The 22,048-nt window shown below is 69.6% G+C and carries 19 protein-coding genes; 11 read left to right on the top strand and 8 right to left on the bottom strand.

Annotation, left to right across the window (positions count from 1 at the left end):
- Positions 1 to 91: 91 nt before the first annotated feature.
- A complete protein-coding gene (locus ACIPSA_RS49990) occupies positions 92 to 376 on the bottom strand; it encodes an MFS transporter (protein ID WP_402648646.1) in 285 nt (94 codons plus the stop codon).
- A 554-nt stretch (positions 377 to 930) separates the two neighbouring features.
- Between ACIPSA_RS49990 and ACIPSA_RS49995 the strand changes: the two genes are divergently transcribed.
- From ACIPSA_RS49995 to ACIPSA_RS50015, 5 genes are all read left to right on the top strand, one after another.
- Positions 931 to 1,845 (top strand): LLM class F420-dependent oxidoreductase, encoded by a 915-nt coding sequence (locus ACIPSA_RS49995; RefSeq protein WP_402648648.1) that lies wholly within the window; start codon positions 931 to 933, stop codon positions 1,843 to 1,845.
- Between the two features lie 43 nt (positions 1,846 to 1,888).
- Positions 1,889 to 2,293, top strand: coding sequence for a nuclear transport factor 2 family protein (locus tag ACIPSA_RS50000; RefSeq protein WP_402648651.1), 405 nt, complete (start codon positions 1,889 to 1,891; stop codon positions 2,291 to 2,293).
- Between the two features lie 6 nt (positions 2,294 to 2,299).
- Positions 2,300 to 3,313, top strand: coding sequence for an NADP-dependent oxidoreductase (locus ACIPSA_RS50005; RefSeq protein WP_402648654.1), 1,014 nt, complete (start codon positions 2,300 to 2,302; stop codon positions 3,311 to 3,313).
- Between the two features lie 100 nt (positions 3,314 to 3,413).
- Entirely contained in the window at positions 3,414 to 4,400 is a 987-nt protein-coding gene (locus tag ACIPSA_RS50010) for an SDR family NAD(P)-dependent oxidoreductase (protein WP_402648657.1), read from the top strand.
- Between the two features lie 210 nt (positions 4,401 to 4,610).
- Positions 4,611 to 5,330, top strand: coding sequence for a hypothetical protein (locus ACIPSA_RS50015; RefSeq protein WP_402648660.1), 720 nt, complete (start codon positions 4,611 to 4,613; stop codon positions 5,328 to 5,330).
- On the opposite strand, the gene ACIPSA_RS50020 is transcribed toward ACIPSA_RS50015, so the two are convergent.
- On the bottom strand, positions 5,323 to 5,967 hold the full coding sequence (locus ACIPSA_RS50020) for a TIGR03086 family metal-binding protein (RefSeq protein ID WP_402648662.1): 645 nt from the start codon (positions 5,965 to 5,967) through the stop codon (positions 5,323 to 5,325). The two genes, ACIPSA_RS50015 and ACIPSA_RS50020, sit on opposite strands and share 8 nt — an antisense overlap.
- Before the next feature lie 115 nt (positions 5,968 to 6,082).
- The gene (locus ACIPSA_RS50025) at positions 6,083 to 6,988 is read right to left on the bottom strand and encodes an MBL fold metallo-hydrolase (protein WP_402648665.1); all 906 of its coding nucleotides are present in this window, start codon (positions 6,986 to 6,988) and stop codon (positions 6,083 to 6,085) included.
- Positions 6,989 to 7,338: 350 nt separating this feature from the next.
- Here ACIPSA_RS50025 and ACIPSA_RS50030 point away from each other — a divergent pair, with 350 nt between their 5' ends.
- The 3 genes from ACIPSA_RS50030 to ACIPSA_RS50040 all read left to right on the top strand — a co-directional run bounded on the left by ACIPSA_RS50030 (position 7,339) and on the right by ACIPSA_RS50040 (position 9,984).
- A complete protein-coding gene (locus ACIPSA_RS50030) occupies positions 7,339 to 8,217 on the top strand; it encodes a helix-turn-helix transcriptional regulator (protein WP_402648668.1) in 879 nt (292 codons plus the stop codon).
- A 299-nt stretch (positions 8,218 to 8,516) separates the two neighbouring features.
- Positions 8,517 to 9,650 (top strand): M4 family metallopeptidase, encoded by a 1,134-nt coding sequence (locus tag ACIPSA_RS50035; protein WP_402648671.1) that lies wholly within the window; start codon positions 8,517 to 8,519, stop codon positions 9,648 to 9,650.
- A 31-nt stretch (positions 9,651 to 9,681) separates the two neighbouring features.
- The gene (locus ACIPSA_RS50040) at positions 9,682 to 9,984 is read left to right on the top strand and encodes a protealysin inhibitor emfourin (RefSeq protein WP_402648674.1); all 303 of its coding nucleotides are present in this window, start codon (positions 9,682 to 9,684) and stop codon (positions 9,982 to 9,984) included.
- A 70-nt stretch (positions 9,985 to 10,054) separates the two neighbouring features.
- On the opposite strand, the gene ACIPSA_RS50045 is transcribed toward ACIPSA_RS50040, so the two are convergent.
- The 5 genes from ACIPSA_RS50045 to ACIPSA_RS50065 all read right to left on the bottom strand — a co-directional run bounded on the left by ACIPSA_RS50045 (position 10,055) and on the right by ACIPSA_RS50065 (position 17,079).
- The gene (locus ACIPSA_RS50045; RefSeq protein WP_402648677.1) at positions 10,055 to 11,416 is read right to left on the bottom strand and encodes an NAD(P)/FAD-dependent oxidoreductase; all 1,362 of its coding nucleotides are present in this window, start codon (positions 11,414 to 11,416) and stop codon (positions 10,055 to 10,057) included.
- The gene (locus tag ACIPSA_RS50050; protein WP_402648678.1) at positions 11,413 to 12,492 is read right to left on the bottom strand and encodes an oligopeptide/dipeptide ABC transporter ATP-binding protein; all 1,080 of its coding nucleotides are present in this window, start codon (positions 12,490 to 12,492) and stop codon (positions 11,413 to 11,415) included. Before ACIPSA_RS50050 ends, ACIPSA_RS50045 begins: the two co-directional genes overlap by 4 nt.
- A complete protein-coding gene (locus ACIPSA_RS50055; RefSeq protein WP_402648680.1) occupies positions 12,489 to 14,342 on the bottom strand; it encodes a dipeptide/oligopeptide/nickel ABC transporter permease/ATP-binding protein in 1,854 nt (617 codons plus the stop codon). Before ACIPSA_RS50055 ends, ACIPSA_RS50050 begins: the two co-directional genes overlap by 4 nt.
- 94 nt (positions 14,343 to 14,436) lie before the next feature.
- Complete coding sequence (locus ACIPSA_RS50060) at positions 14,437 to 15,423, bottom strand: ABC transporter permease (protein WP_402648683.1); 987 nt, start codon at positions 15,421 to 15,423, stop codon at positions 14,437 to 14,439.
- Positions 15,424 to 15,474: 51 nt separating this feature from the next.
- Positions 15,475 to 17,079, bottom strand: coding sequence for an ABC transporter substrate-binding protein (locus ACIPSA_RS50065; protein ID WP_402648686.1), 1,605 nt, complete (start codon positions 17,077 to 17,079; stop codon positions 15,475 to 15,477).
- Positions 17,080 to 17,228: 149 nt separating this feature from the next.
- Here ACIPSA_RS50065 and ACIPSA_RS50070 point away from each other — a divergent pair, with 149 nt between their 5' ends.
- From ACIPSA_RS50070 to ACIPSA_RS50080, 3 genes are all read left to right on the top strand, one after another.
- A complete protein-coding gene (locus ACIPSA_RS50070; RefSeq protein WP_402648688.1) occupies positions 17,229 to 18,968 on the top strand; it encodes a DUF885 domain-containing protein in 1,740 nt (579 codons plus the stop codon).
- Between the two features lie 255 nt (positions 18,969 to 19,223).
- The gene (locus ACIPSA_RS50075) at positions 19,224 to 19,562 is read left to right on the top strand and encodes a DUF5132 domain-containing protein (RefSeq protein WP_402648691.1); all 339 of its coding nucleotides are present in this window, start codon (positions 19,224 to 19,226) and stop codon (positions 19,560 to 19,562) included.
- A 249-nt stretch (positions 19,563 to 19,811) separates the two neighbouring features.
- A complete protein-coding gene (locus ACIPSA_RS50080; RefSeq protein WP_402648694.1) occupies positions 19,812 to 21,971 on the top strand; it encodes an ABC transporter ATP-binding protein in 2,160 nt (719 codons plus the stop codon).
- The last annotated feature ends 77 nt before the right edge of the window (positions 21,972 to 22,048 follow it).

The raw sequence follows: 22,048 nt of genomic DNA on the forward strand, positions 1-22,048 counted from the left end.
GCTCGTTTGCGCAGCTCAGCTGGGTAGGAGGAAGGGCGTGCCATGACTCGATCCTTTCATGGAATCGAGTCTCTACCGAACCCGGAACGGTTCAGCAGGAATCCGAAGTGGGGACGAGGGCGGCGCCGACATGGGCGGCGATGAAGACGAGCTGGAAGCCGACCAGCGCGGCACGGCGCGGCATCTTCAAGGTGACCAGGCTCATCAGGGGTGCTCCGACGAGCATGCCGATGGCGAAGGCGGACACCAGCATTCCGGCGGATGCGAGGGGGATGCCGAGGGCCTGGGCGATGGAGGGCAGCACGCCGGAGAGCATGAACTCCGAGGTGCCCTGGGCGGAGATGCCCTGCCCAAGGACGTAGATCACAAAGGGCATGATTCATCTGCTTCGTCTGAGGAACGAGGGGGAACCAGGTGCTCGGCTCGGCCGTACGCGGCCGCCTCTCGGAAAGGGCCCATCGCCTTCGAGGAGCACCTGTGAAGGCAGCGCTGCCTCCCGGTTCGCATCCAGCATCTCGCCCTGGGCACACGTATGGACGCCCCGTGCACGCCCTGCTGAACCTAGGTCTGACTGGTCCACCTTCACCGGCCCCGTCACGCCTCTGTGGTGGCAACACTGGATTCATGGACTACAACGGCGAACTCGGTGACTTCCTGCGCTCGCGGCGGGCCCGACTGCGTCCGGAGGACGCGGGGGTGGCGTCAGCGGCGGTGCGCGCCGGATGCCGGGGCTGCGCCGTGAAGAGGTCGAGCACTGGGCCGTGGTGAGTCCGCCGGCAAGCGGGACCGGGTTCCAGGCCCGCAGTCGAGCCGTGTCAACAGTGGGCCGACCGGCCCAGCGCACGGCATGGCACCACTCCGGGCCAGGAAAGATCCACGCGCACAGATCCGCAGCACGAAAAGCGTATTCGTCCCAGTGAGGAGCAAACGATGCACTCCGCACCTCGTACCGCACCGCAGCAGGTCCTGGGCCGTTTCGGAATCTTCAGCCACGAACTGCGTTCCGAAGACCAGGCACTTCAAGAACAGCGGCGACGTGCGGCAGCCGAGCTGGAAGGTCTCGGCTTCGGCGCGATCTGGCTCGGGGGCAACAGCAGTGTACACCACGCCGCCGCGCTGGCCGGGTCCACCGAACGCATCGCCCTGGCCACCGGCATCCTCAACATCTGGTACGAGGATGCCGACGCGGTGGCCCGGCAGCGGGCCGAGCTGGAGGAAGCCCACCCCGGCAGGTTCCTTCTGGGCCTGGGCGCGAGCCACGCGCAGCTGGCCCAGGACTACCAGCGGCCCTACTCCACGATGGTCGGCTACCTAGACGCCCTCGACAACGCGGCCACCCCCGTCCCGGCCGACCGCCGGATCCTGGCGGCGCTCGGACCGAAGATGCTGCGTCTCGCCCGTGACCGGGCCGCCGGCGCCCACCCCGCCATGGTCACTCCCGGGTACATCGAGCGGGCCCGGGTGGTCCTGGGCGACGGACCGCTCCTGGCTCCCGTGGTCACCGTGGTCCTGGAAAGCGAGCCCGTCCGGGCACGTGAGATCGCACGTGACTTCCTCGACCTGTACTTCCAACTGCCCAACTACACCACGAACTTCAAACGCCTCGGTTTCACCGACGAAGACTTCACCGGCGGCGGCAGCGACCGTCTGGTCGACACCCTGGTGGCCTGGGGCCCCGACGACGCGATCAGTACCCGCCTGACGGAGTTCCACGCCGCCGGCGCCGACCACCTGGCACTGCAGCTCATCACCGGCGAGGGAGGCGAGACCCCGCCGCTCACCCAGTGGCGCCGCCTCGCCGACATCACCGGCGTCAGCGCGAAGAACGCGCAGCCACACACGTGACGGCGCCCGAAGCACCCATGACGACGACTTCCTGGAGCACCACATGTCCACACCCGAGCAGAACAAAGAACTCGTTCTGAAGGCCTTCGACACCCTCTTCGGCAAGCGCGACTACGCGGCCGCGGAGGAGTTCTGGTCCGAGGACTACCTTCAGCACAGCCGGCACATCCCGCCGGGACGGGAGGGGCTGTTCAGCCTGATCCGCGCCATGCCGGCCGGCCTGGTCTACGACAACCAGCTCGCGGTCGCCGAGGGCGAGTACGTGATGCTCTACGGCCGGTACTCCGGCACCGGCGACACCGCCTCCGTCGTGGCCGACGTCGTACGCGTCGAGAACGGCAGACTGGCCGAGCACTGGGACGTCTGGGAGGACGAGGCGACCCGCGCCGAGTCCACCAGCGGCCTCCCGATGTTCGGCGAGCACTTTCCGCCCGACCGGGCGAGGTGAGCCGAGATGACCGGCACCAATCGCCAGTTCCGTCTCGCGGCCCGACCGGTCGGCCCCTTCGACGATTCCGACTTCGAGCTCGTCCGGACACCCGTCCCCGTGCCCGGCGACGGCGAGTTCCTGGTCAAGGTCACCCACCTGTCGATCGACCCTGCCATGCGCGGCTGGATGAACGCAGGACACGTCAGACCGGTTGATGTCGGAGCGGTCATGCGGGCGATCACGATCGGAAAGGTCGTGCACTCGCGCCACTCCGGCTTCGCGGAGGGTGACTTCGTCCACGGTACGTTCGGCGTCCAGGAGTTCGCTCTGTCGGACGGAGCCGGGGTCTACAAGGTCCACTCCGAGGAGGGCCGGTCGCTCGCGGCGTATCTCGGCGTCCTGGGCATGACGGGCATGACCGCCTACTTCGGGCTCCTGGACGTCGGGCGGCTCGCCATGGGCGATGTGGTGCTCGTATCGGGAGCGGCCGGGGCCGTCGGAAGCGTCGCCGGTCAGATCGCGAGGATCAAGGGCGCGCACGTGATCGGGATCGCGGGCGGTCCCGAGAAGGCAGGCATGCTCGTCGACCGTCTCGGGTTCAGCGCCGCCATCGACTACAAACGGGACGACTTTCTCGACCAACTGCGCGACCGCACCACCCGATACGTCGACGTGTTCTTCGACAACGTCGGCGGGGACATCCTCGACCAGGGACTCACTCGCCTCGCCCACGGCGGGCGAGTCGTCATCAGCGGCGCGATCTCCCAGTACGACAACTCCAACGCGGTCGTGGGCCCGAGCAACTACCTGACCCTGCTGTACCGGAGCGCCTCCATGGCAGGCGTTGCCGTTCCCGCATTCGCCGACCGCTATCCCGAGGCCATGGCGCAGATGTCGGACTGGCTCGCCGCCGGTCAGCTGACGAGCATCGAGGACACGGTGCATGGCGGCATCGGGACTTTCCCGGCCATGCTCAGACGCCTGTTCACCGGCAAGAACACCGGCAAGCTCGTCCTCGAACTCGAGCCCCAGGCGTGAGTCACCGCCCCCTGACACGCCTGCGCCGGTCCGCCGGACCGACTTCCTCACCCGTTCAGGTGAGGGAAAAACACCCAACTATTGACTAGGTCTTGAGGTCATGACAACCACCCACCGCATCCACACCCCCTTCGGAGAAGAGTCGACGGCCGCCGAGGTCATCGACGGCGTCGACCTCACCGGCAAGCACGCAGTCGTCACCGGCGCCTCCGCGGGTCTGGGCGCCGAGACCGCCCGCGCCCTCGCAAGCGCGGGCGCCTCGGTCACGCTCGCGGTCCGCAACACGGACGCCGGCGAGAGCACCGCGACGGACATCCGCAAGGCGACCGGAAACGACGCCGTCCAGGTCGGCCGGCTCGACCTCGCCGACAAGGCATCGATCACCGCCTTCACGCGCGCCTGGTCCGGGCCCCTGCACATCCTGGTCAACAACGCCGGCGTGATGGCCCTGCCCACACTCGAGCGCACACCGGACGGCTGGGAACTGCAGTTCGCGTCCAACCATCTCGGCCACTTCGCGCTCGCGCTCGGTCTCCACGACGCACTCGCGGCGGCCGGCAACGCGCGGATCGTGTCGTTGAGTTCCCGCGGCCACCACGCCTCGCCCGTCGAGTTCGACGACATCAACTTCACCTCCCGCCCCTACGACCCGTGGCTCGCCTACGGGCAGTCGAAGACCGCCAACGTCCTCTTCGCCGTCGGAGCGACCAGCCGCTGGGCCACCGACGGGATCACCGCCAACGCCGTCCACCCCGGCGTGATCATGTCGACGAACCTGTCGCGCTACATGGATCCGGAACAGGCCGCACAGCTGCGTGCACTTGAGGCGGCCGGGGAGTTCGGCTCGATCCAGGGCGCGCCGTTCCGGTTCAAGACGATCGCCCAAGGCGCCGCGACGAGCGTGCTGGTCGCGACCTCTCCCCAGCTGGAGGGCATCGGCGGCCACTACTTCGAGGACAACAACGAGGCGGAGAAGCTGACGGCCGATGCCGTGGGATCCGCCCCCGGCGGCGCAGCCCCGTACGCACTCGATCCCGACGCAGCCGACCGCCTGTGGGAACTGTCGCTCGCCGCAGTGCGTGGGTGACCGCGGTCGTCAGACACCACACCACACCACATCTCTGATTCGGCAGCCGCAGCCGTCATGCTCATCAGCCCGGTGCGAAGAGCGTGACGGCTGCGGACCAGGGCCGCAACCCCCGAAGTCCGGTTGGAAAGATCACGTCGGTTGCGTCGCCGAGCCGGGCTTGTCCATGCCCCCGCCCCGGAGTCGCACGTCTCGGGAAGGAAAAACCATATGAGTGCCCTGCTCGATCTTGTTCTCGACGCCCACGGCGGCCTCAAGCCATGGCAGGACGCCCGAACCGTCCACGCCGAGGGTTCCATCGGTGGGCTCTTGTGGAGCCTTCGGGGTCAGGAGGGAATCCTGTCCACGACCGACGCGACTGTCGACGTGCAGCAGCAGCGTCTGGTGTTCGAGGGCTTCACCGGACCCAGGCTGCGGGGTCTGTTCACGCCCGATCGCGTGGCGATCGAGCGGCAGAACGGCGAGGTCGTCGCTGAGCGGAGTGCTCCGCGCGATGCCTTCGCCGGCCATGGTCCAGACACCCCATGGGACCAGCTCCACGCGCTGTACTTCGCAGGGTATGCCCTGTGGAACTACCTCACTGCCCCCTACCTGCTGACGCTTCCCGGTGTCGTGGTGGAGGAGCTGGAACCCTGGCGGGAGGCCGACGAAGACTGGCGACGGCTGCGGGCCGTATTTCCCCAAGCCCTGGCCACGCACTCCACGGAACAGGTGTTCTACTGCAACGCGGCCGGCCTGCTGCGCCGCCATGACTACGCGCCTGACGTGCTGGGCGGCACACCGGCCGCGCACCTCTCCGAACATCATGTGCGGGCATCGGGACTGGTCTTCCCGACCCACAGGTACGTGGTGCCCGTTCAAGAAGACGGGCACGCCGCGTCCGAACCGATCCTCATCACCATCGATCTGACCGACATCTCCGTCACCTGACATCAGGCAGGGTCGACACCGTGCCGCTTCCGGTGCGCGGGGAGTTCCAGCGGGGGTTTCTGCCGCTGAGTGCCAGAGTGCGGTCGAACAGGGGCGCGTGGGCGTCTTGCGGTACTGCGTCGGCGAGGAGGCCGACGCTGCGCATACGGGGCGCCTCACGTGCATAGGTGCCGAGCATGGTCCTGGCCAAGGACTCGGGCACGTCGATGCGTTGGCCGGTGGCTGCCGCCACGTCCCAGGCGTGGATGGCGAATTCCGCGATGAGGATCTCGCCGAGTGCCTCGGCGGGCATGGGCGGCCCGCCGAGGCTCGCCTCTCCCTGCCACGCCGCCGGCTCGGACCAGGCTCTGGCCGCCGACTCCGCCTCGCTGTTCACGAGCAGGGCCCACTCCGACTCCGGCCGCCCGGCAAGAAGGGGCACCGGGTTCGCAGCCAGCAGGTCGGGGTCCCAAGCCGTGCGGGTGCCCACCTCCCGTGTCAGCACAAGCATCATGGCGATGTGATTGACGAGGTCTTTCACGGTCCACGCCGAATCCGGAGTCGGGTTCTCGTACTGGTCCACCGGCGCACCACCGACAGCGCCCACGACCAGGCCGATACTCTGCGCCAGCTGTTCCGCTCTGGCCAGTTTCGTCATGATAATTGCCTCCTTTATGCAGCCGTTCCTGACGAGGTCAGGAACGGAGTATTTCCATGCTCGTGGCGCGAGAGGGGCGAGCCCTCGCCCCTCGTCACGTAGGCCATCGGTCCGGCTAGTCGATGAAGACGCTCCATGCGGTGGCGTTGAGGTTGTCGGTGAGGAAGATGTCGGTGCCTGCCAGGCGCTTGTCCCAGGACGGCATCAGCTCGGCCGCGCGGGCGACCACCGCGTCCATCCAGACCTTGATCTCCGCCTGCTTGTTGTTCGCCGGCACCTTGGCGGCTGCCGAGGCTTCCTTCATGTCGACCGTCCGCAGGGCTTCGGAGGCAGAGGTGCGCAGGTCGTGTATGAACTCCCGGTTCGTCGCGACGTCCTCGGGGGTGCCGGGCAGGGCCATGTGGCCGGTCACGATGGTGTCGAAGTCGTACTCCAGCAGTTGGTCCATGGCGTCGAAGTACGCGGGCACGTGCGCGGAGAAGTACAGGCGGAAGAACGGCGCGCTCTTCGGTGTGAAACTGTCCATCGCTCCCATGAGCTTCTGCTCGGGCAGGTGGATGAACAGGTTGCCGGCCTGGTGCCAGTCCCCTGTGTAGTCGAGGACGAACCGCACCCCGTCGATGTCGATTTCCTTGTGCCGGCTCTTGAAGGTCTCGGTGGGCAGGGGGCGCCGGTCGTCCTTGGACTCCTTGATGAAGTCGCCGGTGATCTCGTGGGCGATGATCTTCAGGCCGTTCCGGTTCACCAGGTGGGCCGCGCCGATGTGGTCGGCGTGTGCGTGGCTGTAGATGAGGTGGGTGACCGGCTTGGGGGTGACTTCCTCGATGGCCGCCAGCAGTTTGTCGCCCAGGAACGGTGAGGCGTCGACCAGTACGACACCGTTCTTGGTCACCACGAACATCGTGTTGATCATTCCCTGGGTGACGAAGTAGGCGCCGCCGCCCAGGTCCTTTACGGCGTATCCGGCCTCCGGGATGTCCGGGCCCAGGGCGAAGTCGGGTACAGGCGTGAACTCGGTCATGGTGATCTCCTTTGCGTGGCCCGTCCGGCGGGCGGCGGGACCGCAGTGGTTTCTGATGTGATTCAGGCACCCATGAGGGTCTGGTGCGCGATGGAGTCCATGTCGGCCTACATGAGGACCGGCTCGGACCTGGCCTGCGGCAGTTGCAGGTCGGCGCCGGGGCGACCGCTTCTTCCCCAGCCCCGGTAAGAAGGGGGGCCGGTCTCATCGTCTGGGAAGCGTGAGCCTTGACCACCAGCATTGCGTTCGTCGAGTGTGTGCGGGCCCTCCGTACGGGCCCTGCTGAACCTAGGTCTGGCTGGTCCACCCTCACCGGCCCGTCACGGCGCTGCGCGGAGCAGGCTGGCCGCATGAACCACAATGACGAACTCGGTGACTTTCTGCGCTCGCGGCGGGGCCGTTTGCGCCCTGAGGACGCAGGGGCGGCCTTCACCGGCGGCGTGCGCCGGGTGCCGGGGCTGCGCCGCGAGGAGGTCGCCCACTTGGCCGGGATGAGTACGGACTACTATGCCCGCCTCGAACAGGGCAGGCATCCCCATGTCTCGGAGACGGTGCTGGAAGGCGTGGCCCGCGCCCTGCGCCTGGACGACACCGAACGCGGCCACCTCTTCGAACTCGCCCGCACCAGGGCACCCGGCCCGGCCCGGCGCCGTCCGGCCCACGTACCGCGCGTACGGCCGGAGGTGCACCACACGCTGGACGTCCTCAACGACGTCTCACCGGCTCTCGTCATCAACCACCGCAGCGACGTCCTGGCCGCCAACCACCTTGCCAAAGCGCTGATCACCGACTTCGACGCGCTGCCGCACCGCGATCGCAACCTCGCCCGCTTCGTCCTGCTCCAACCAGCCGCCCGCGACCTGTACACGGACTGGGACCAGGTCGCCGCGACATTCGTCGCCAGCCTGCGCCTGGCAGCGGGACGCCACCCCGACGACTCCCAACTGAACGAGCTCGTCGGCGAACTGTCCATCAAGGTCCCCGAGTTCCACATGTGGTGGGCGAGCCACCGCGTGGACCAGTGCGCCCACGGCACCCAACGCCTCAACCACCCCGTGGCCGGTGAACTCACCCTCTCCTACGAAACGCTGGCCCTTCCCGCCGACCCCGATCAAAGCATCTGCCTCTACACCACCGAACCCGGCTCCCCCTCCACAGAGGCACTCCGCCTGCTCGCCAGCTGGACCACGCCGACGCACACAAGCCGAATCTTCCCCAGTTCACACTGAATTATTTTGGAGCGCTCGCGTTGCGCTTGCCAGGCGCTACGGGCGGCAGGAGACTGATGATATCGGTGTGGCTCCACCCTTGGGAACGGGGGCTGGTCGGCGCCAACACTTCTCCCGCCTTACCCTTGAGCCTTTTCATGGCCGGAAACCGGCGGACGCTCCCGGCATCCCATCAGTTGATGAATTCTTAACTGTCGGTCCTCGTATTCGGGAGGTATCCCATGAGCAGGGCTTGCCACATCAACTGCATCATCCCCCCGTACCTTCTCAAGAAGCTCCTGGAGAGCGAAGACAGTGAGGTGCGCGAGGCAGCGTTGAACACCATGCTGACCACTGCTCGCCTGCGGGGTGAGCGAGCGGTCCGAGCGTCCTTCGTCGGCGCGGCCGCCCCCGGTAGCGGCCGGCGTACCGTCTTCGACTGCGAGCAGGGGCGTTTCCTCCCCGAGGCTGTCCTGGCCAGGGCGGAAGACGGACCGGAATCCGTGGACCAGGCCGTCAACCAGGCATTCGACGCGTTCGGTCTGACGCGTGATTTCTACAAGGAAGTGTTCCAGCGCAATTCGATCGACGACCGGGGAATGCGCTTGGACGGGTTCGTCCACTTCGGTGTGAAATTCAACAACGCGTTCTGGGACGGACGGCAGATGGTCTTCGGTGACGGGGACGGAAAGAAGTTCGGCAACCTCACCGGATCCCTCGAGGTGATCGCCCACGAGTTGACGCACGGAGTCACCGATCACACCGCGAGATTCGAGTACCACAATCAGTCCGGAGCCCTGAACGAGTCGATGTCGGACGTCTTCGGTTCGCTGGTCAAGCAGTGGTCGCTGAAGCAGACGGCCGAGGAGGCGGACTGGCTGATCGGGGCTGATGTGTGGACCCCGGGAATCGATGGTGACGCGCTGCGATCGATGAAGGCCCCGGGGACTGCGTTCAACAATGCGCAGTTCGGAAGGGACCCCCAGCCCGACCGCATGAGCAAACTCCTCCACCTATCCGACGACGAGCCGGGAGATTTCGGTGCGGTGCACGAAAACTCCGGCATTCCGAACAAGGCGTTCTATCTGACGGCTAGGGCCATCGGTGGGTTCGCATGGGAGGCTCCGGGGAGCATCTGGTACGAATCGCTCAAAGCGTCCAGCCCTAAGGACCAGTTCCAGGATTTCGCGAACACCACCTACCAGAAGGCCGGGGAATTGTTCGGTGTCGGCAGCACCGAGCAGTCGGCCGTGCTGGCGGCGTGGCAGGAGGTGGAAATCCAGATCAGCGGTATCCCGACCGGGGTCGCCCGGGCACGGAGAATCGCGGCCGACGGGAACGGTGGCGTGGGCCGGCAGGACGGCCTGGCGGCCCTGACCAGGGAGATCGGGGCACTGAGCGCCAAGGTGACGGGGCTGGCCAAGGACGTGGCCGCGCTGAAGGGGGCCAGGTGACCACCAGAGACCGCCGCCGGCCGATCCTCGCATGAAGGTGACCCTGGCGACACACGGCGGGCTGGCGGCGGTAACCAACCTCCGCCTCCCGCCCAAGGTGCTGGACACAGATGCCCTGCCCGCGAACGCGGCAGCGGAGCTGGTCCAGCTGGTGGCGGCGGCCGTCGCGATGCCCGAGGAAGACGAGGCAAGCCGCGCCAGGGATGCGATGAGCTACACGATCACGGTGGAGGACGGGGGCCGCTCGACGGTTCTCAAGCAGTCGGACGCCGCCATGTCCCCTGCGTTCGCGGCCTTGCTCACTTGGCTTGAGAACCACTTCGCGCAGCAGTGACGCGCGATGGCAGGCGCCGCGCTCGACGTTCCCGGCGACACCGTTTCGCGGACCCACGCCATGCGGAGCGTCAGCCCATGACACTTCGGGAGGCGGCACCCTCTGGCACCTGGCGTCTGCGGGAAAAGGCCCCCAGGTCGATGACGACGCCGGTGTGTTCGCCCGTGTACCGCAGTGGATCGCGGTCGTGGTCGTGGCCGGCCTCGATGCGGTCGACCAGGGTGGCGAGGAATCGGCCCACCAGAGGAGCGTTCTTGAACTGGTTGCCGCTCGTGCCCATCGCGACATAGAAGCCGGGCAGATCGGTGCGGTCGTAGATGGGAGACCAGTCGTCGGCGACGTCGTAGACGCCTGCGATGCCGGTCGGCCGGTTCGGAATGCGCAGAGGCGGGAACCGGCGCGCCGCTCTGGTCACTTGGGTGTCGAATCGGGCGGGCGTCGGGTGTGGGTTGCACGTGTCGGGATCGTCGAGCCAGTCCATGTGGTCGCAGGCGGGCAGCGTGCTGCCGATGAGGAGGTGTCCGGCGCCGGCGGGGCGAAGATATGTGCCGAGGTCGACGTCGGCCACGACCGGGCCGGGCACGCTCTCGGCGCTGTCCCGGCATGACGCGGCCCTTTCGGCCTGCCCTGCCGGCGCGGCCACCTGGTGTACCTCCTGGCGCAGCGGGCGCACTCCGACGGTGAACTCGGCCCCGACATCGGCCAGCCGGTTGAACGCACCCGACCAGGGCCCTGCGGCGTTGATGACCACCGGTGTCGTGATCGCGGACCCGTCGGCGAGCCGGATGCCCGACACCCGGTCGTCGTGGCGCAGGACTCCGACGACCTTGCGATGGAAGAGGAAGCGCGCCCCGTTGCCGGCAGCCGCGTCCGCGAGATTCTGTGCCGCGAGCTGTGGATCGTCGACGAAGCCCGCGTCGGGCGTGAACAGCGCGCCGAGTTCACCTTCGGGGCCGGAGAAGAACGCCTCGTCCCGCAGGGGCTTGGGGGGACCGTAGCGTCCCGGGTCGATGCCGGGGATCCGGCTGCGCAGCGTTGCGGCATCCCAGCACTCGTACGGCACGCCGGCACGCTCGAACAACGTGATCACCTCGGACGTCCCGGAGTCCGGTGCGTCGAGGAGTACCGCTCCGGTCCGCCGGAACGCAGCCAGGGCAGAGCCGCGGGCGGTGCCCAGGTGCTGCGCCCATCGCGCCCAGCAGTGCTGGGATTCCCACGCGGTGGCGACACCGTCCCAGGTCGAGTAGTTGAAGCGGATGATCGCGCTCGAGGCGCTGGTGGATCCGTGGCCGACGCCGCCGGACTTGTCGACGACCACGACGCGCCGGCCGGTGCGCGCCAGCTCCAGTGCCACCGCGGCGCCGATCACACCGGCCCCCACGACGACCGCGTCCGCGCCGGACTGAACCGCGTCCGGTTCCCCGACCCTCATGACGTCGGGTTCCCGGGGGCTCGCGGAGCCCGGTCACCGTTCGCGTCCGGGGGAACGTCGCCGGTGCGGGACGGGCACTCGGCGCCGTGCGCGAAGTCGTCGGCGCCGTACGGGAAGTGACACGCGACGCGGTGCGGCCGTCCGGCCGTATCCGGCTGAGGGTCCCGAGTGGCGCAGACGTCCCGTCCGGGGCGCCGGTTCGGCCCGACGGGGCAGCGTGGATGGAAGCGGCATCCGGGCGGTGGTGCTGCGGGGTCGGGCACCTCACCGGGAAGGAGCAGGTCCTCGACCGGTCGCGGATGGGCGTGCAGGCTCGGCACGGCGGACAGCAGCGTCCGGGTGTAGGGATGCCGCGGGTTGTGCAGCAGGTTCTCGGTGGAGGCGACCTCGACGATCCGGCCGAGGTACATCACGGCGACGACGTCCGACAGATGGCGGACGGCGGCGAGGTCATGGCTGATGAACAGCATGGCGAAGCCCATGCGCCGCTGCAGGTCCCGGAGCATGGTGAGGAGTGCCGCCCGGACCGACACGTCGAGGGCCGACGTGACCTCGTCCGCGATGAGTACCGCCGGATCGACGGCGAGCGCGCGGGCGACGGCCACCCGTTGGCGCTGGCCGCCCGAGAGCTGCCGCGGCACTCGGTCGGCGCAGCCGGCGTCCAGACCGACCAGCTCCAGCAGCTCGCTGATGCGCTGTTCGCGGCTGCGGCGGTCCAGCCGGACGAAGGCCCCAGCCGATTCGGCGAGCGACTGACGGGCCGTCATGCGCGGGTCCAGTGCGGTGTCCGGGTCCTGGAACACGAGTTGGACCTGTCGTCCCAGCCGGCGCCGGTCGGTCGTGCCGCGCCGACGGTACTCCCGCCCGCCGACGGTGATCCGCCCGCCGCACGGGTTGTCCAGCCCGACGACCGCACGTGCCAATGTGGACTTTCCCGAACCGGACTCGCCCACCAGGCCGACCGTCGTGCCCTGGGGAACCTCCAGAGATACGCCGTCCACTGCCGTGATCGGTCCGAACGGCCCCTGGTGGCGAACCGTGACGTCGTACAGCGCCAGTCCTGTCCCTGCCCTCACTTCTCCACCTCCTCGGTCTCGCGCCGTGCGCAGGACGGTGCCGGGGGCAGCGGTTGCCAGCAGGCGACGTCGTGGCCGGGTTCGAGAGGAGCCAGTACGGGGCTCTCCACGGCGCACCGGTCCAGTCGGTGCGGACAGCGGTCGTGGAACGGGCAGCCCGAGATCGTGCCGGACGGATCGGGTGGACCTCCCTCGATCGTGGGCAGGGGGTGGTCACGGTCCACGGCCATGTCCGGGACCGATGCGACGAGCATCCGCGTGTAGGGGTGCCGTGCGCAGGCCGCCAGCTCATGGGCGGGCAGGTTCTCCACGATCGTTCCCCCGTACATGACCAGGACCCGGTCGCAGGCGTCGGCCACCAGGGCGATGTCGTGGCTGATGAAGAGGATCGCGGTGGCGTCGTCGTGCCGGATCCGGCGGAGCAGGTCCATGATCTGCCGCTGCACGGTGACGTCCAGGGCCGTTGTCGGCTCGTCCGCGATGATGAGGGCGGGCCGCATCATCGAAGCCGTCGCGATCGCCACCCGCTGGCGCTGACCGCCGGAGAGCTGGAAGGGGCGGGACCGCAGCAGCCGGTGCCCGGCCGGCAGCGCGACCCGCTGAAGCCGGTCACGGGCCTGCTCGACGGCCTCGGCACGAGAGGCGCCGTGGTGTGCGCGCACGGCCTCCGTCATCTGCGTTCCGATGCGGAGTGACGGGTTGAAGGCCGAGGCCGGGTTCTGGAAGACCACCGCCATTCCAGTCGCCAGCTGCCTGCGCCGCTCCTTGCGCGTCAGCGACTCGGCATCCACACCGAGGAACCGGTGGGTACGCCAGGTCGCACGGGCACCGTCCGGCAGCAGATCGGCGAGGGCGAGTGCCGTCACCGACTTGCCCGAGCCGGACTCGCCGACCAGCCCGGCCATCTCGCCGCGCCGCAGGGCGAGGGTGACACCGCGGACCGGCCGGACCGCGCCGTCCGCCGTGGGAAGGGCGACACGCAGGTCCTCCACCTCCAACACGTGGTCCGCGCCCGCCGGGCGGTCCACGCGTGCCGGGCGTACTGCGGGCGCTTCCCTCCGCAGTGGGCGGATGCGCCCCGCGGCGGCTCCGGCCAGCACCTCGCCGAGCAGTTGGAACGCCACGGCGGCGTAGACGATGGCGATGCCGGGCGCCACGGCGGGCAGCGGTTCGGTGTAGATGCGGTCCAGCCCCTGACTGAGCAGGAGCCCCCAGTCGTACGAAGGCGGCCGCACCCCCAGTCCGAGGAAGCTCAGGCCCGACAGGGCCACGAGTGCCGAGCCGGCGGCGACCGCGGTGCTGAGCATCAGCGGTTCGGCGATGTGGGGCAGGACATGGCGCAGGAGGAGCCGGTGGCGGCGCAGGCCCAGCACGCGGGCCGCCGCCATGAAGTCGGTCCCGGCCACTCCCGCGGCGAGGGTCTGCGCGATGCGGGCGAAGCCCGGTGCGAAGGCGACGGCGAGTGCGAACACCGCACCAACCGCGCCCGCGCCGAAGAGAGCCGCGAAGAACATGGCGACGAGGAGCGCGGGAAAGGCCAGCAGGAGGTTGATCAGGGCTCCCAGCAGGCGACGGGCGCGGCCGCCCACGACGGCGGTGAGCGCGCCGAGCGTGATCCCTGCCGTCGCTCCGAGCAGCGTGGCCACGACGGCCGGCAGCAGGGAGAGCCAGGTCGCCGTGAGCAGCCGGGCGAGCAGGTCGCGCCCGAGACGGTCCGTGCCGAGGGGGTGAACCGCGGTGGGCGCCTGCAGCACCGCCGACGGATCCGGACGGCCGGCCTTGTGCCCCCACAGCACGGCCCCCGCGACGGCCAGTACGGCGAGCGATCCGAGCATGGCCAGGGTGATCACGCCCATCGGTGTGGCCCAGCCCGACCGGGTCGCACGAGACCGGCCGGCGGTGGCAGACGGCGAGAGCGGGGAAGAGGAGGACAACGCCATCGGATCACGTCTCCCGGATGACCGAACGGGGGTCGAGCAGTGCGAGTGCCAGATCGACCAGGAAGTTCACCACGAGGACGGCCGAGCCGAGCACCAGAACCGTTGCCTCGACGACCGCGTGGTCCTGCGCGGCCACGGACTGCGCCATCGCCGTCCCGATGCCCGGCCAGGCGAACACCTTCTCGACCAGTACCGTTCCCGCGATCAGGGCGGGCAGCAGGTTCCCGGCGACCGCCAGCGACGCGGTCAGCGTGTTGGGCGCCACGTGGCGCAGGTAGAGCGAGACGGCGGGCAGCCGTTTCGCGCGGGCGGCACGCAGCTGGTCCGTCGCGAGCACCTTGAGCGTCTCCACCCGTACGATCCGCAGCAGGACCGCGGTCGGAGCGAGTGCCAGCGCGAGCACGGGCAGCACGTAGGACTGGGGACCCAGGTCGCCGGCGACCGGAAAGATCCGCAGGGCGACCGCCAGGCCGGCGGTGAAACCCGCCGCGAGCACGAAGTCCGGCATGCCCGCCACGACGGAGGTGGCGGCGGTGAACGCCAGCTCAGCCCGGGGCCGTCGCCCCCCGCGGGTCCACACCGCGGCGAGCAGCCCTCCGGGGAGCGCCACCACGAGTACGCAGGCGAAGGCCGTGACAGCGAGCAGCAGGGTGGCCGGCAGACGTGCCCTGACGAGGTCGGCCACCGGCTCGCCGGTCACCAGCGAGACCCCGAGGTTCCCGTGGGCCGAATGACGCAGATACTGCCCGTACTGTGTCAACAGGCCCTGATCCAGACCGAGTTCGTGTCGCTTCGCCGCTACCAAGTCCGGCGGGGCATCCACGCCCAGCGCGGCCCGGACCGGGTCGCCGGGCACCAGCCGGATCATCGCGAAGGAAGCGGTGACGACCACGAAGAGGGAGACGACCAGCCGTACCGTGCGCCGGCAGCAGAACACCACCCACGGGTGGCGCCGGGCCAGGGCGCCGAGCCGCACGGACACGGTCGTCATGGGGGACCTCCTCGACTGGTGGTGCGCGGCTGCGTGGGGCGTCCGGCGCGGCTATCTGTGCAGGCGGATGCTGGTCGGTACGATCTGGCCGCCGGGAGCGACGGCGAACGTCGTCCGGTACCCGTAGACCGTGCTCGTACCGTCGGCGACGGGCAGCGCGTCGGCCGAACGGAACAGCGCCGCGGCGGCCCTGTTCCAGTCCGCACAGCTCGCCGTGCCCGGCGCGCGCAGGGCGAGGGCGACGAAGCGGTCGTACGCGCGGTTGACGACGTGGGCGAAGTTCAGACCTCCCGACGGCGGAGGGCCGGAGAAGTACGGGATGAGCTGCGCAGGCAGCGGCGGCCCCGGCGAGCTGCCGACCACGACGTCGAAGTCGCCGCTTCCGTACATGGCCTGGACCACCGCGTTGCGGCCCTCGCTGACGAGGTCGACGTCCACGCCCAGCGCCTGCCACGTCACGGCCATCAGTTCGGCGACCGACGGAAGGGTGGAGCCGAAGTCGGCGCTGCTGAGCAGCCGCAGCCGCAGCGGCCTGCCCTGTTTGACCAGCCTGCCCCGCGCGTTCTTCGTCCAGCCCGCGGCGCGCAGGGCCCCGACGGCGCTGTGCGAGGGCAGGTTCCCGGCGGTCACATCGGCGTGGCAGACGGAGTTCACGGCGGTGAGATGGCTCGCGGGCGTTCCGTCGCCGCCGATCGCCACATTGGCGAGGCCCTTACGGTCCAGGGCGCCCACCAGAGCCTGACGCAGCGCAGGATCGCTCAAGGGGCGGCCGGAGCGTTCGTTGAAGAAGGTCAGCCCCACCACGGTCGGCACCTGGGCGGTTGCCAGCCCGTGGCCGGTCAGCCGCGCGCGGTCCGGACCGGTCACCGTGGCGATGTTCACTCCGCCCGTGAGCAGCAGATTCGCCGCGGTGGACTCCTGCGGAACCACCGTCACCACGATCCGCTCGGGCTGGCCCGGAGTTCCGTTGGTCGCCCCGCGCGGCCCCCAGGCGTACCCCTTGCGCCGCGTGAAGAGGTACGGACCCCCCGAGGCGTACCCGCTCAGCACGTACGGCCCGGTACCTTCCGTCGTCCTGTCCAGCACGCCGGGATCCGCCAGCCCGGCGGGGCAGACGACGGGCACCAGACCGATCGTCCGCACGATGAAGCTGTACGGTGACGCCATCCGCACCGACACCGTCCGTGCCGCGTCGTCGGCCGACACCGTGAACGGCACGCCAGGCAGTGCGGCCCGGGCGCCGACGAGCCGGTTGCGGGGATCGCTCGCATACCTCAGCGACCCGGCCACCCCGGATGCCGTCAGGGCCATGCCGTCGGAGCAGGTCACACCCTCGCGCAGGGTGAAACTCGCCGAAGTGGCGCCGGCCCGCCACTTCTGGGCCAGACCGGACACCACGCGCCCGTCCGACGCCACATTGACCAGCGAGTCGTAGGCGTAAGGGGCCAGGGGAGGGCCGAACTGCGAGTACGGATCGAAGCTCGGGGTCTCGGAGGCGGCGGCGATCGTGACGGTGCCGCCCACGACGACAGGAGTGTGCGTCGATGACACGTCGCCGCCGCAACCGGCCAGCACGGCTGACGTGACGGCGGCGGACGCCACCACGGCCGACCGAGCCCTGGGAAACGACACGGTCCGGCGGTGCATGGCGTTCATCGTGCCACCGTGATCGACGGTGTCGGCCGGGCTCTCCCGGGCCGCCGCGAACGCGCCGGACGATTTCCCTCGTCCGAGTGAGGCCGCCCGACTCGCGGTCCGTGCCTCTGTTCCTGACACCACGTCACTTCGAGCCGCACACTGGCGCCATGGCGAACCACCCCTCGGACTCCCCGGACGGCTCGGCGGCGCGGGAGGTCGACCGACTCGCGACCTCGTACTGGGACTTCCTGCTCGCGCGTGAGCCGTCGCTGCGGACGCGCCGCGGGCTGCCCGTCGAGTCGCTGCCGGGGGCGTCGGCGGCGGAGGCCGAGGAGCGCGCCGGGTTCGCGGCAGGGGTGCTGGACCGGCTGCGTACGCTACGGCCCGCGGAGCTGTCCGGTCCCGACGCCGACACCGCGGGTTTCCTGCGGGCGCTGGCCGAACAGGAAGCGCAGGCAGGACGTTTCCACTGGCTCACCCCCACCGCCACGCCGTACCAGCTCTACCGCCTCCAGTTGCACGGAGACACGGTCTTCCGCCCGTTCCGCTTCGAGCGCCGGGCCGACGCGGACCGGTACGTGTCCCTCGTACGGGACCTGGCCCGCTGCGTCGCGACGATCGGCGACAAGGCGGAAGGGCAGGCGGCGCGGGGCTTCCGCATCCCGGTCCCGGCGCTGACCGGTGCCCACACCACACTCACCCGTCTGCGGGAATCGTCGGCCCGGTATGTCCAGGTGGACGCCGAGCGGCTCACCCGACTCGACCCGGCGAGCCGGGGCCACCTGCGCGAGGTGGTGGAGCGGCTCGTGGCCGACGAGCTGGAGCCGGCGTTCGACCGCCTTCTCGCCCTCGTGGGCGACCCGGACTACCTCCGGCGGGCGCCGCAGGCCGTCGGATGGGCCCATTACCCGGAAGGCGAGGCGGCATACCGGGCCTTCGTCAAGACGTACACCTCCGGCGACACGCCACCCGAACGCCTCCAAGAACTCGGCCGGGAGCACTGTCGCGAACTCAGTGAGCGCATGCGGGAGATGCGAGGCGCGCTCGGCTTCGCGGGGACGGAGGCGGAGTTCCACGAACGGCTCGCGACCGAGCCCCGCCTGTACGCCGCCACCCCGGAGGAGGTCGAGGCTCGCTACCGCGGGCATCTCGACCGACTCACGCCGCTGCTGCCGCGCTGGTTCGCGGTGCTGCCCCGCGCCCCCTACGGCGTGGCCCGCCTCGACCCGGCGCTGGAGGCATCGCTGACGTTCGGCTACTACGAATCGCCGACCGCCGCGCAGCCGGTGGGACGCTACCGCTACAACGCCTCCGACCTGGCGCACCGGTCACTGCTCGGCGCGGCCGCGCTGATCTACCACGAGCTGGCGCCCGGACATCACTTCCACCTCGCCCGCCAGGCCGAGAACACCACCTTGCCCGACCTGCGACGCGAACTCGCCGCCTTCGGCGGGTTCCAGGAGGGCTGGGCGGAGTACGCGGCGGGGCTCGCCTGGGAGATGGGGCTGTACGACGACCCCTGGGACGCATACGGACGCCTTGCCCACGAGCGGTTCACCGCGCAACGCCTCGTCGTCGACACCGGCCTCAACCTCGGCACGATGACGTTGGAGCAGGCGCGCACCTTCATGCGCGCCCACGCGGCAGCCGAGTCCGAGGGGCAGATCGCGACCGAGTTGCTGCGCTACGCGACCGATCTGCCGGGACAGGCGCTGACGTACCGCGCAGGTCACACGGAGTTCACGGCATTGCGGGCGGCGTCCGAAAGCGGCGCCGGTGCCGGGTTCGACGTGCGCGACTTCCATGAGGCCGTGCTGGCCGGCGGCGAGCTGCCGTTCCCCGCCCTGCGCCGGCGAGTGGCGAGAGAACTGCACGGGGCGTCCGGCCGTCGGCAGAGGCACCCCTGATCACTTGAAGAGGGCGGTGACGTGGGGTTTCGGCCGCTGAATGGCTTGAACAAGCGGTCGTGGGGAAGTCGTTCGACTCGAATGAGTGAAGGGCGACGGTGGAGTTTGTAACTCTACGTGCAGCATCGGCTACGCTCTGTGATGCCGGGTGTTGGGGCGGCGATACGGAATCCATGCGTGTTCATCGCACTTCCTGCCCACCTCCCGTTGCTTTTCGATCACCGCTTCCCTGACAGAAGAGAAGGATGTCGTGCCATGCCGCCTGTAGTGCCTCCCTTCCTGATCGGCCTGATCACCGCCTCCCTGGTCAAAAGGCTGGGCAAGCCCCTCATGCGAGGTCTCGTCAAAACGTCGGTGGGGCTCGGAATCGAAGTGAAGAAGGCCGTCCACGAAGCCAGCGAGGGAATCCAGGATCTCGCGGCCGAGGCGACCGCCGAAATGCTCGCCACCCAGCTGGCGCACGGCGCCGAGCACGGCACGGACGGCGGCGCCCCGGAGGGCGGCACCGCGGACCGGGCGGCGGAGACCAGCGGCGAAGGCAAGGCCTCCGGCAAGGCCCGCAGCGTCGGTCCGGCCGCCGCCAAGGTGCACTGAGCCCGCTCACGGTATTCCGGGTGACGCTCTTGAGTCGTCCAACTCTCAGCAAGGGTAGGCCCGCATGTTCCGGGACGCGCCCCTCCGAAAAACAGGTGATTGTTCCCCATGGCATCTTTGGTGGGCACAGCGGTTCCACGCCGGCCCGGCCTCTCGAATGTAACCGCCAGGTCTGTCGTTCCGGGGCGGCAGCGTTGGGACGTTCCTGCGGTGCTCGGCCGGCCCAGGGGCGCGAAAATTCTGGAGGGTGTGCTCCGGCGTGCGCCGGGCATCAGGGACGCGCGTGCCAATCCTGTGACCGGCGGTGTCCTCGTCCTGCACGACTCCGCCCTGACCGCGTCGGACATCGGGAACCTCCTGAGGAAATCCGTCGCCGCCTTGTCGAACAGCGTCGCCGCCGCCGTCCCGCGCCCCTCGGACGTGGCAGCGCCTCGCGAGGCGCCTGCGCCACCAGGCGGCCGAGTCGCCGTCCTGCGCCCCGCCCTCACCGTCGCGGGCGGAGCCGTGGCCGTCCTCGCGCTCGGCCGCAGGAGGCTGCGCCAGCCCGTGCTGGCGCTGGGCGCCTTGGTGGCGGCCACGGCCGTGGTCGTGCGGCGGGCCTGGCAGAAAGACCGGGCCGACCAGGCGGATGCCCAGGCCCGCGGGCCGTCGGAGCACACCCTGCTGACCATCGTCGGGCCGCATAAAGGGAAACTGTGCGCGGCTTCGACCCTGTCGGCGCTCTGCCAGGTCACCGAGATGGGCCTCGGTGTCTTCCTGGGCTGGATCGCCCTGGTGCTCGTCAAGGGGGAGTGCTCCCCGCTCGTCGCCTTCGGCGTGACAGGCGCCTCCGCGCAGCTGTGGTTCCTGGCCTGCGGGGCCGCCGTGGCCTGCGCGGCGGTCGCGGGCCTGTCGTACGCGGCCGCGCTGGAGTGGCGCAAGCTGGGCCAGGCCGTCCAGCACGACTGGCGCAACGAGACGTACGCGCACGTGCAGAAGCTGGAACTGCGGCACCTGGAAGGCGAGCGGACCAGCCGGATCGCCGGGGTGCTCACCGAGGACATCGCCCAGATGGGCAACTTCTTCGCGACCTCGGCCAACGACGTGGTGCAGCTCGCCACCAGCTTCCTCGTTCTGGTGCCGGCCATCCTGTTCCTGGCGCCGCAGATCGCCTGGGTCGCCTTCCTGCCGATGCCGCTGGTGGCCTGGCTGTCGTTCCACTACCACGACCGGGTCGCCGCCGACTACTCGGTCTCCAGCGAGAACAGGGCCCGGCTGCACAGTCAGTTGGTCAACAACCTGGAGGCCAGCGCCACCGTCAAGAGCTTCTGCGCCGAGGAGTACGAGGCAGAGCGCATCGAGCAGCTCAGCGACGCCTGCGAGGAAAGCAGCCTTCGCACCGATCGGAGCACGGCCCGGCACGCCGAGACCATCCGCGTGTGCACCACGGCATCCATGACGGGCACGCTGCTGCTCGGTGGCCGGTCGGTCCTCAAGGGCACTTTGCCCTTCGAGGTGTTCAGCCCCGTCATCGGCCTGCCCCAGCAGGTCATGCTGCGCCTGACGAGGCTCGCCGGCATCGTCGACCAGTACCAGCACACCCTGACCGCCTACGACCGCGTCCAGCGTCTGCGCAGCCTCCCCGTCGAACCCGACGGCCACGACCGCACATTCGACGACCAGGCCGTCCAGGGGGCGATCGTCCTGGAGCACGTCACCTTCGCCTATCCCGGCCGTCCGCCGGCCCTGGACGACCTGTCGCTGTCCATCGGCCCCGGTCAGGTCACCGGAATCGTGGGCGCAACCGGCTCGGGGAAGACGACGATCGCGAAGCTGCTGATGCGGTTCCAGGACGCGGAGTCCGGGCAGGTCCTGCTCGACGGGCAGGACATCCGCCGGCTGCCGCGGCACGACCTGCGCAGGGCGGTCGGGTTCGTCGCCCAGGACCCCTTCCTGTTCGACGGAACCGTCGCCGAGAACATCCGGTACGGCACCTTCGAGGCCGACCACGACAGCGTGGAGCACGCGGCGCGCATGGCGGAGGCGCACGGCTTCATCGAGGCGCTGCCGGACGGATACGACACGATGATCGGAGAACGCGGCGCCACGCTCTCCGGCGGCCAGAAGCAGCGCATCGCCCTGGCCCGGGCGATGCTGAAGAACGCGCCCGTCGTCATCCTCGACGAGGCCACGTCGGCCGTCGACAACGAGACCGAAGCGGCCATCCAGCGAAGCCTGCGAGGTTTCGCGAAGGACCGGACCCTGGTGATCATCGCGCACCGCCTCTCCACCATCCGGCACGCCGACAGCATCTACGTCATGGACAAGGGCGGAGTCGTCGCGGAGCAGGGCACCCACGACGACCTGCTCGCGCGCGGTGGGCTGTACGCCTCCCTGTGGAACCTTCAGGCCGGCGAGAAGGTCGCATAACGAGCCGCCGACCGCGTGAGGCCACGGGGCGCCCGTCGAGGGGCGCCCCGGCCGCGCGGTCGGCGAGCAGTGCCGCC

Origin of the sequence: Streptomyces sp. NPDC086549 (assembly GCF_044746205.1) — a bacterium.
In the GTDB taxonomy this organism is placed as follows: Bacteria; Actinomycetota; Actinomycetes; order Streptomycetales; family Streptomycetaceae; genus Streptomyces.

Coding starts and splice junctions, on each gene's coding strand:
- ACIPSA_RS50030 (WP_402648668.1), top strand. CDS start 7,339: ATGAACCACAATGACGAACTCGGTGACTTTCTGCGCTCGCGGCGGGGC.
- ACIPSA_RS50075 (WP_402648691.1), top strand. CDS start 19,224: ATGCCGCCTGTAGTGCCTCCCTTCCTGATCGGCCTGATCACCGCCTCC.
- ACIPSA_RS50025 (WP_402648665.1), bottom strand. CDS start 6,988: ATGACCGAGTTCACGCCTGTACCCGACTTCGCCCTGGGCCCGGACATC.
- ACIPSA_RS50060 (WP_402648683.1), bottom strand. CDS start 15,423: ATGACGACCGTGTCCGTGCGGCTCGGCGCCCTGGCCCGGCGCCACCCG.
- ACIPSA_RS50065 (WP_402648686.1), bottom strand. CDS start 17,079: ATGAACGCCATGCACCGCCGGACCGTGTCGTTTCCCAGGGCTCGGTCG.
- ACIPSA_RS50020 (WP_402648662.1), bottom strand. CDS start 5,967: ATGACGAAACTGGCCAGAGCGGAACAGCTGGCGCAGAGTATCGGCCTG.
- ACIPSA_RS50070 (WP_402648688.1), top strand. CDS start 17,229: ATGGCGAACCACCCCTCGGACTCCCCGGACGGCTCGGCGGCGCGGGAG.
- ACIPSA_RS50015 (WP_402648660.1), top strand. CDS start 4,611: ATGAGTGCCCTGCTCGATCTTGTTCTCGACGCCCACGGCGGCCTCAAG.
- ACIPSA_RS50000 (WP_402648651.1), top strand. CDS start 1,889: ATGTCCACACCCGAGCAGAACAAAGAACTCGTTCTGAAGGCCTTCGAC.
- ACIPSA_RS49995 (WP_402648648.1), top strand. CDS start 931: ATGCACTCCGCACCTCGTACCGCACCGCAGCAGGTCCTGGGCCGTTTC.
- ACIPSA_RS49990 (WP_402648646.1), bottom strand. CDS start 376: ATGCCCTTTGTGATCTACGTCCTTGGGCAGGGCATCTCCGCCCAGGGC.
- ACIPSA_RS50005 (WP_402648654.1), top strand. CDS start 2,300: ATGACCGGCACCAATCGCCAGTTCCGTCTCGCGGCCCGACCGGTCGGC.
- ACIPSA_RS50040 (WP_402648674.1), top strand. CDS start 9,682: ATGAAGGTGACCCTGGCGACACACGGCGGGCTGGCGGCGGTAACCAAC.
- ACIPSA_RS50010 (WP_402648657.1), top strand. CDS start 3,414: ATGACAACCACCCACCGCATCCACACCCCCTTCGGAGAAGAGTCGACG.
- ACIPSA_RS50045 (WP_402648677.1), bottom strand. CDS start 11,416: ATGAGGGTCGGGGAACCGGACGCGGTTCAGTCCGGCGCGGACGCGGTC.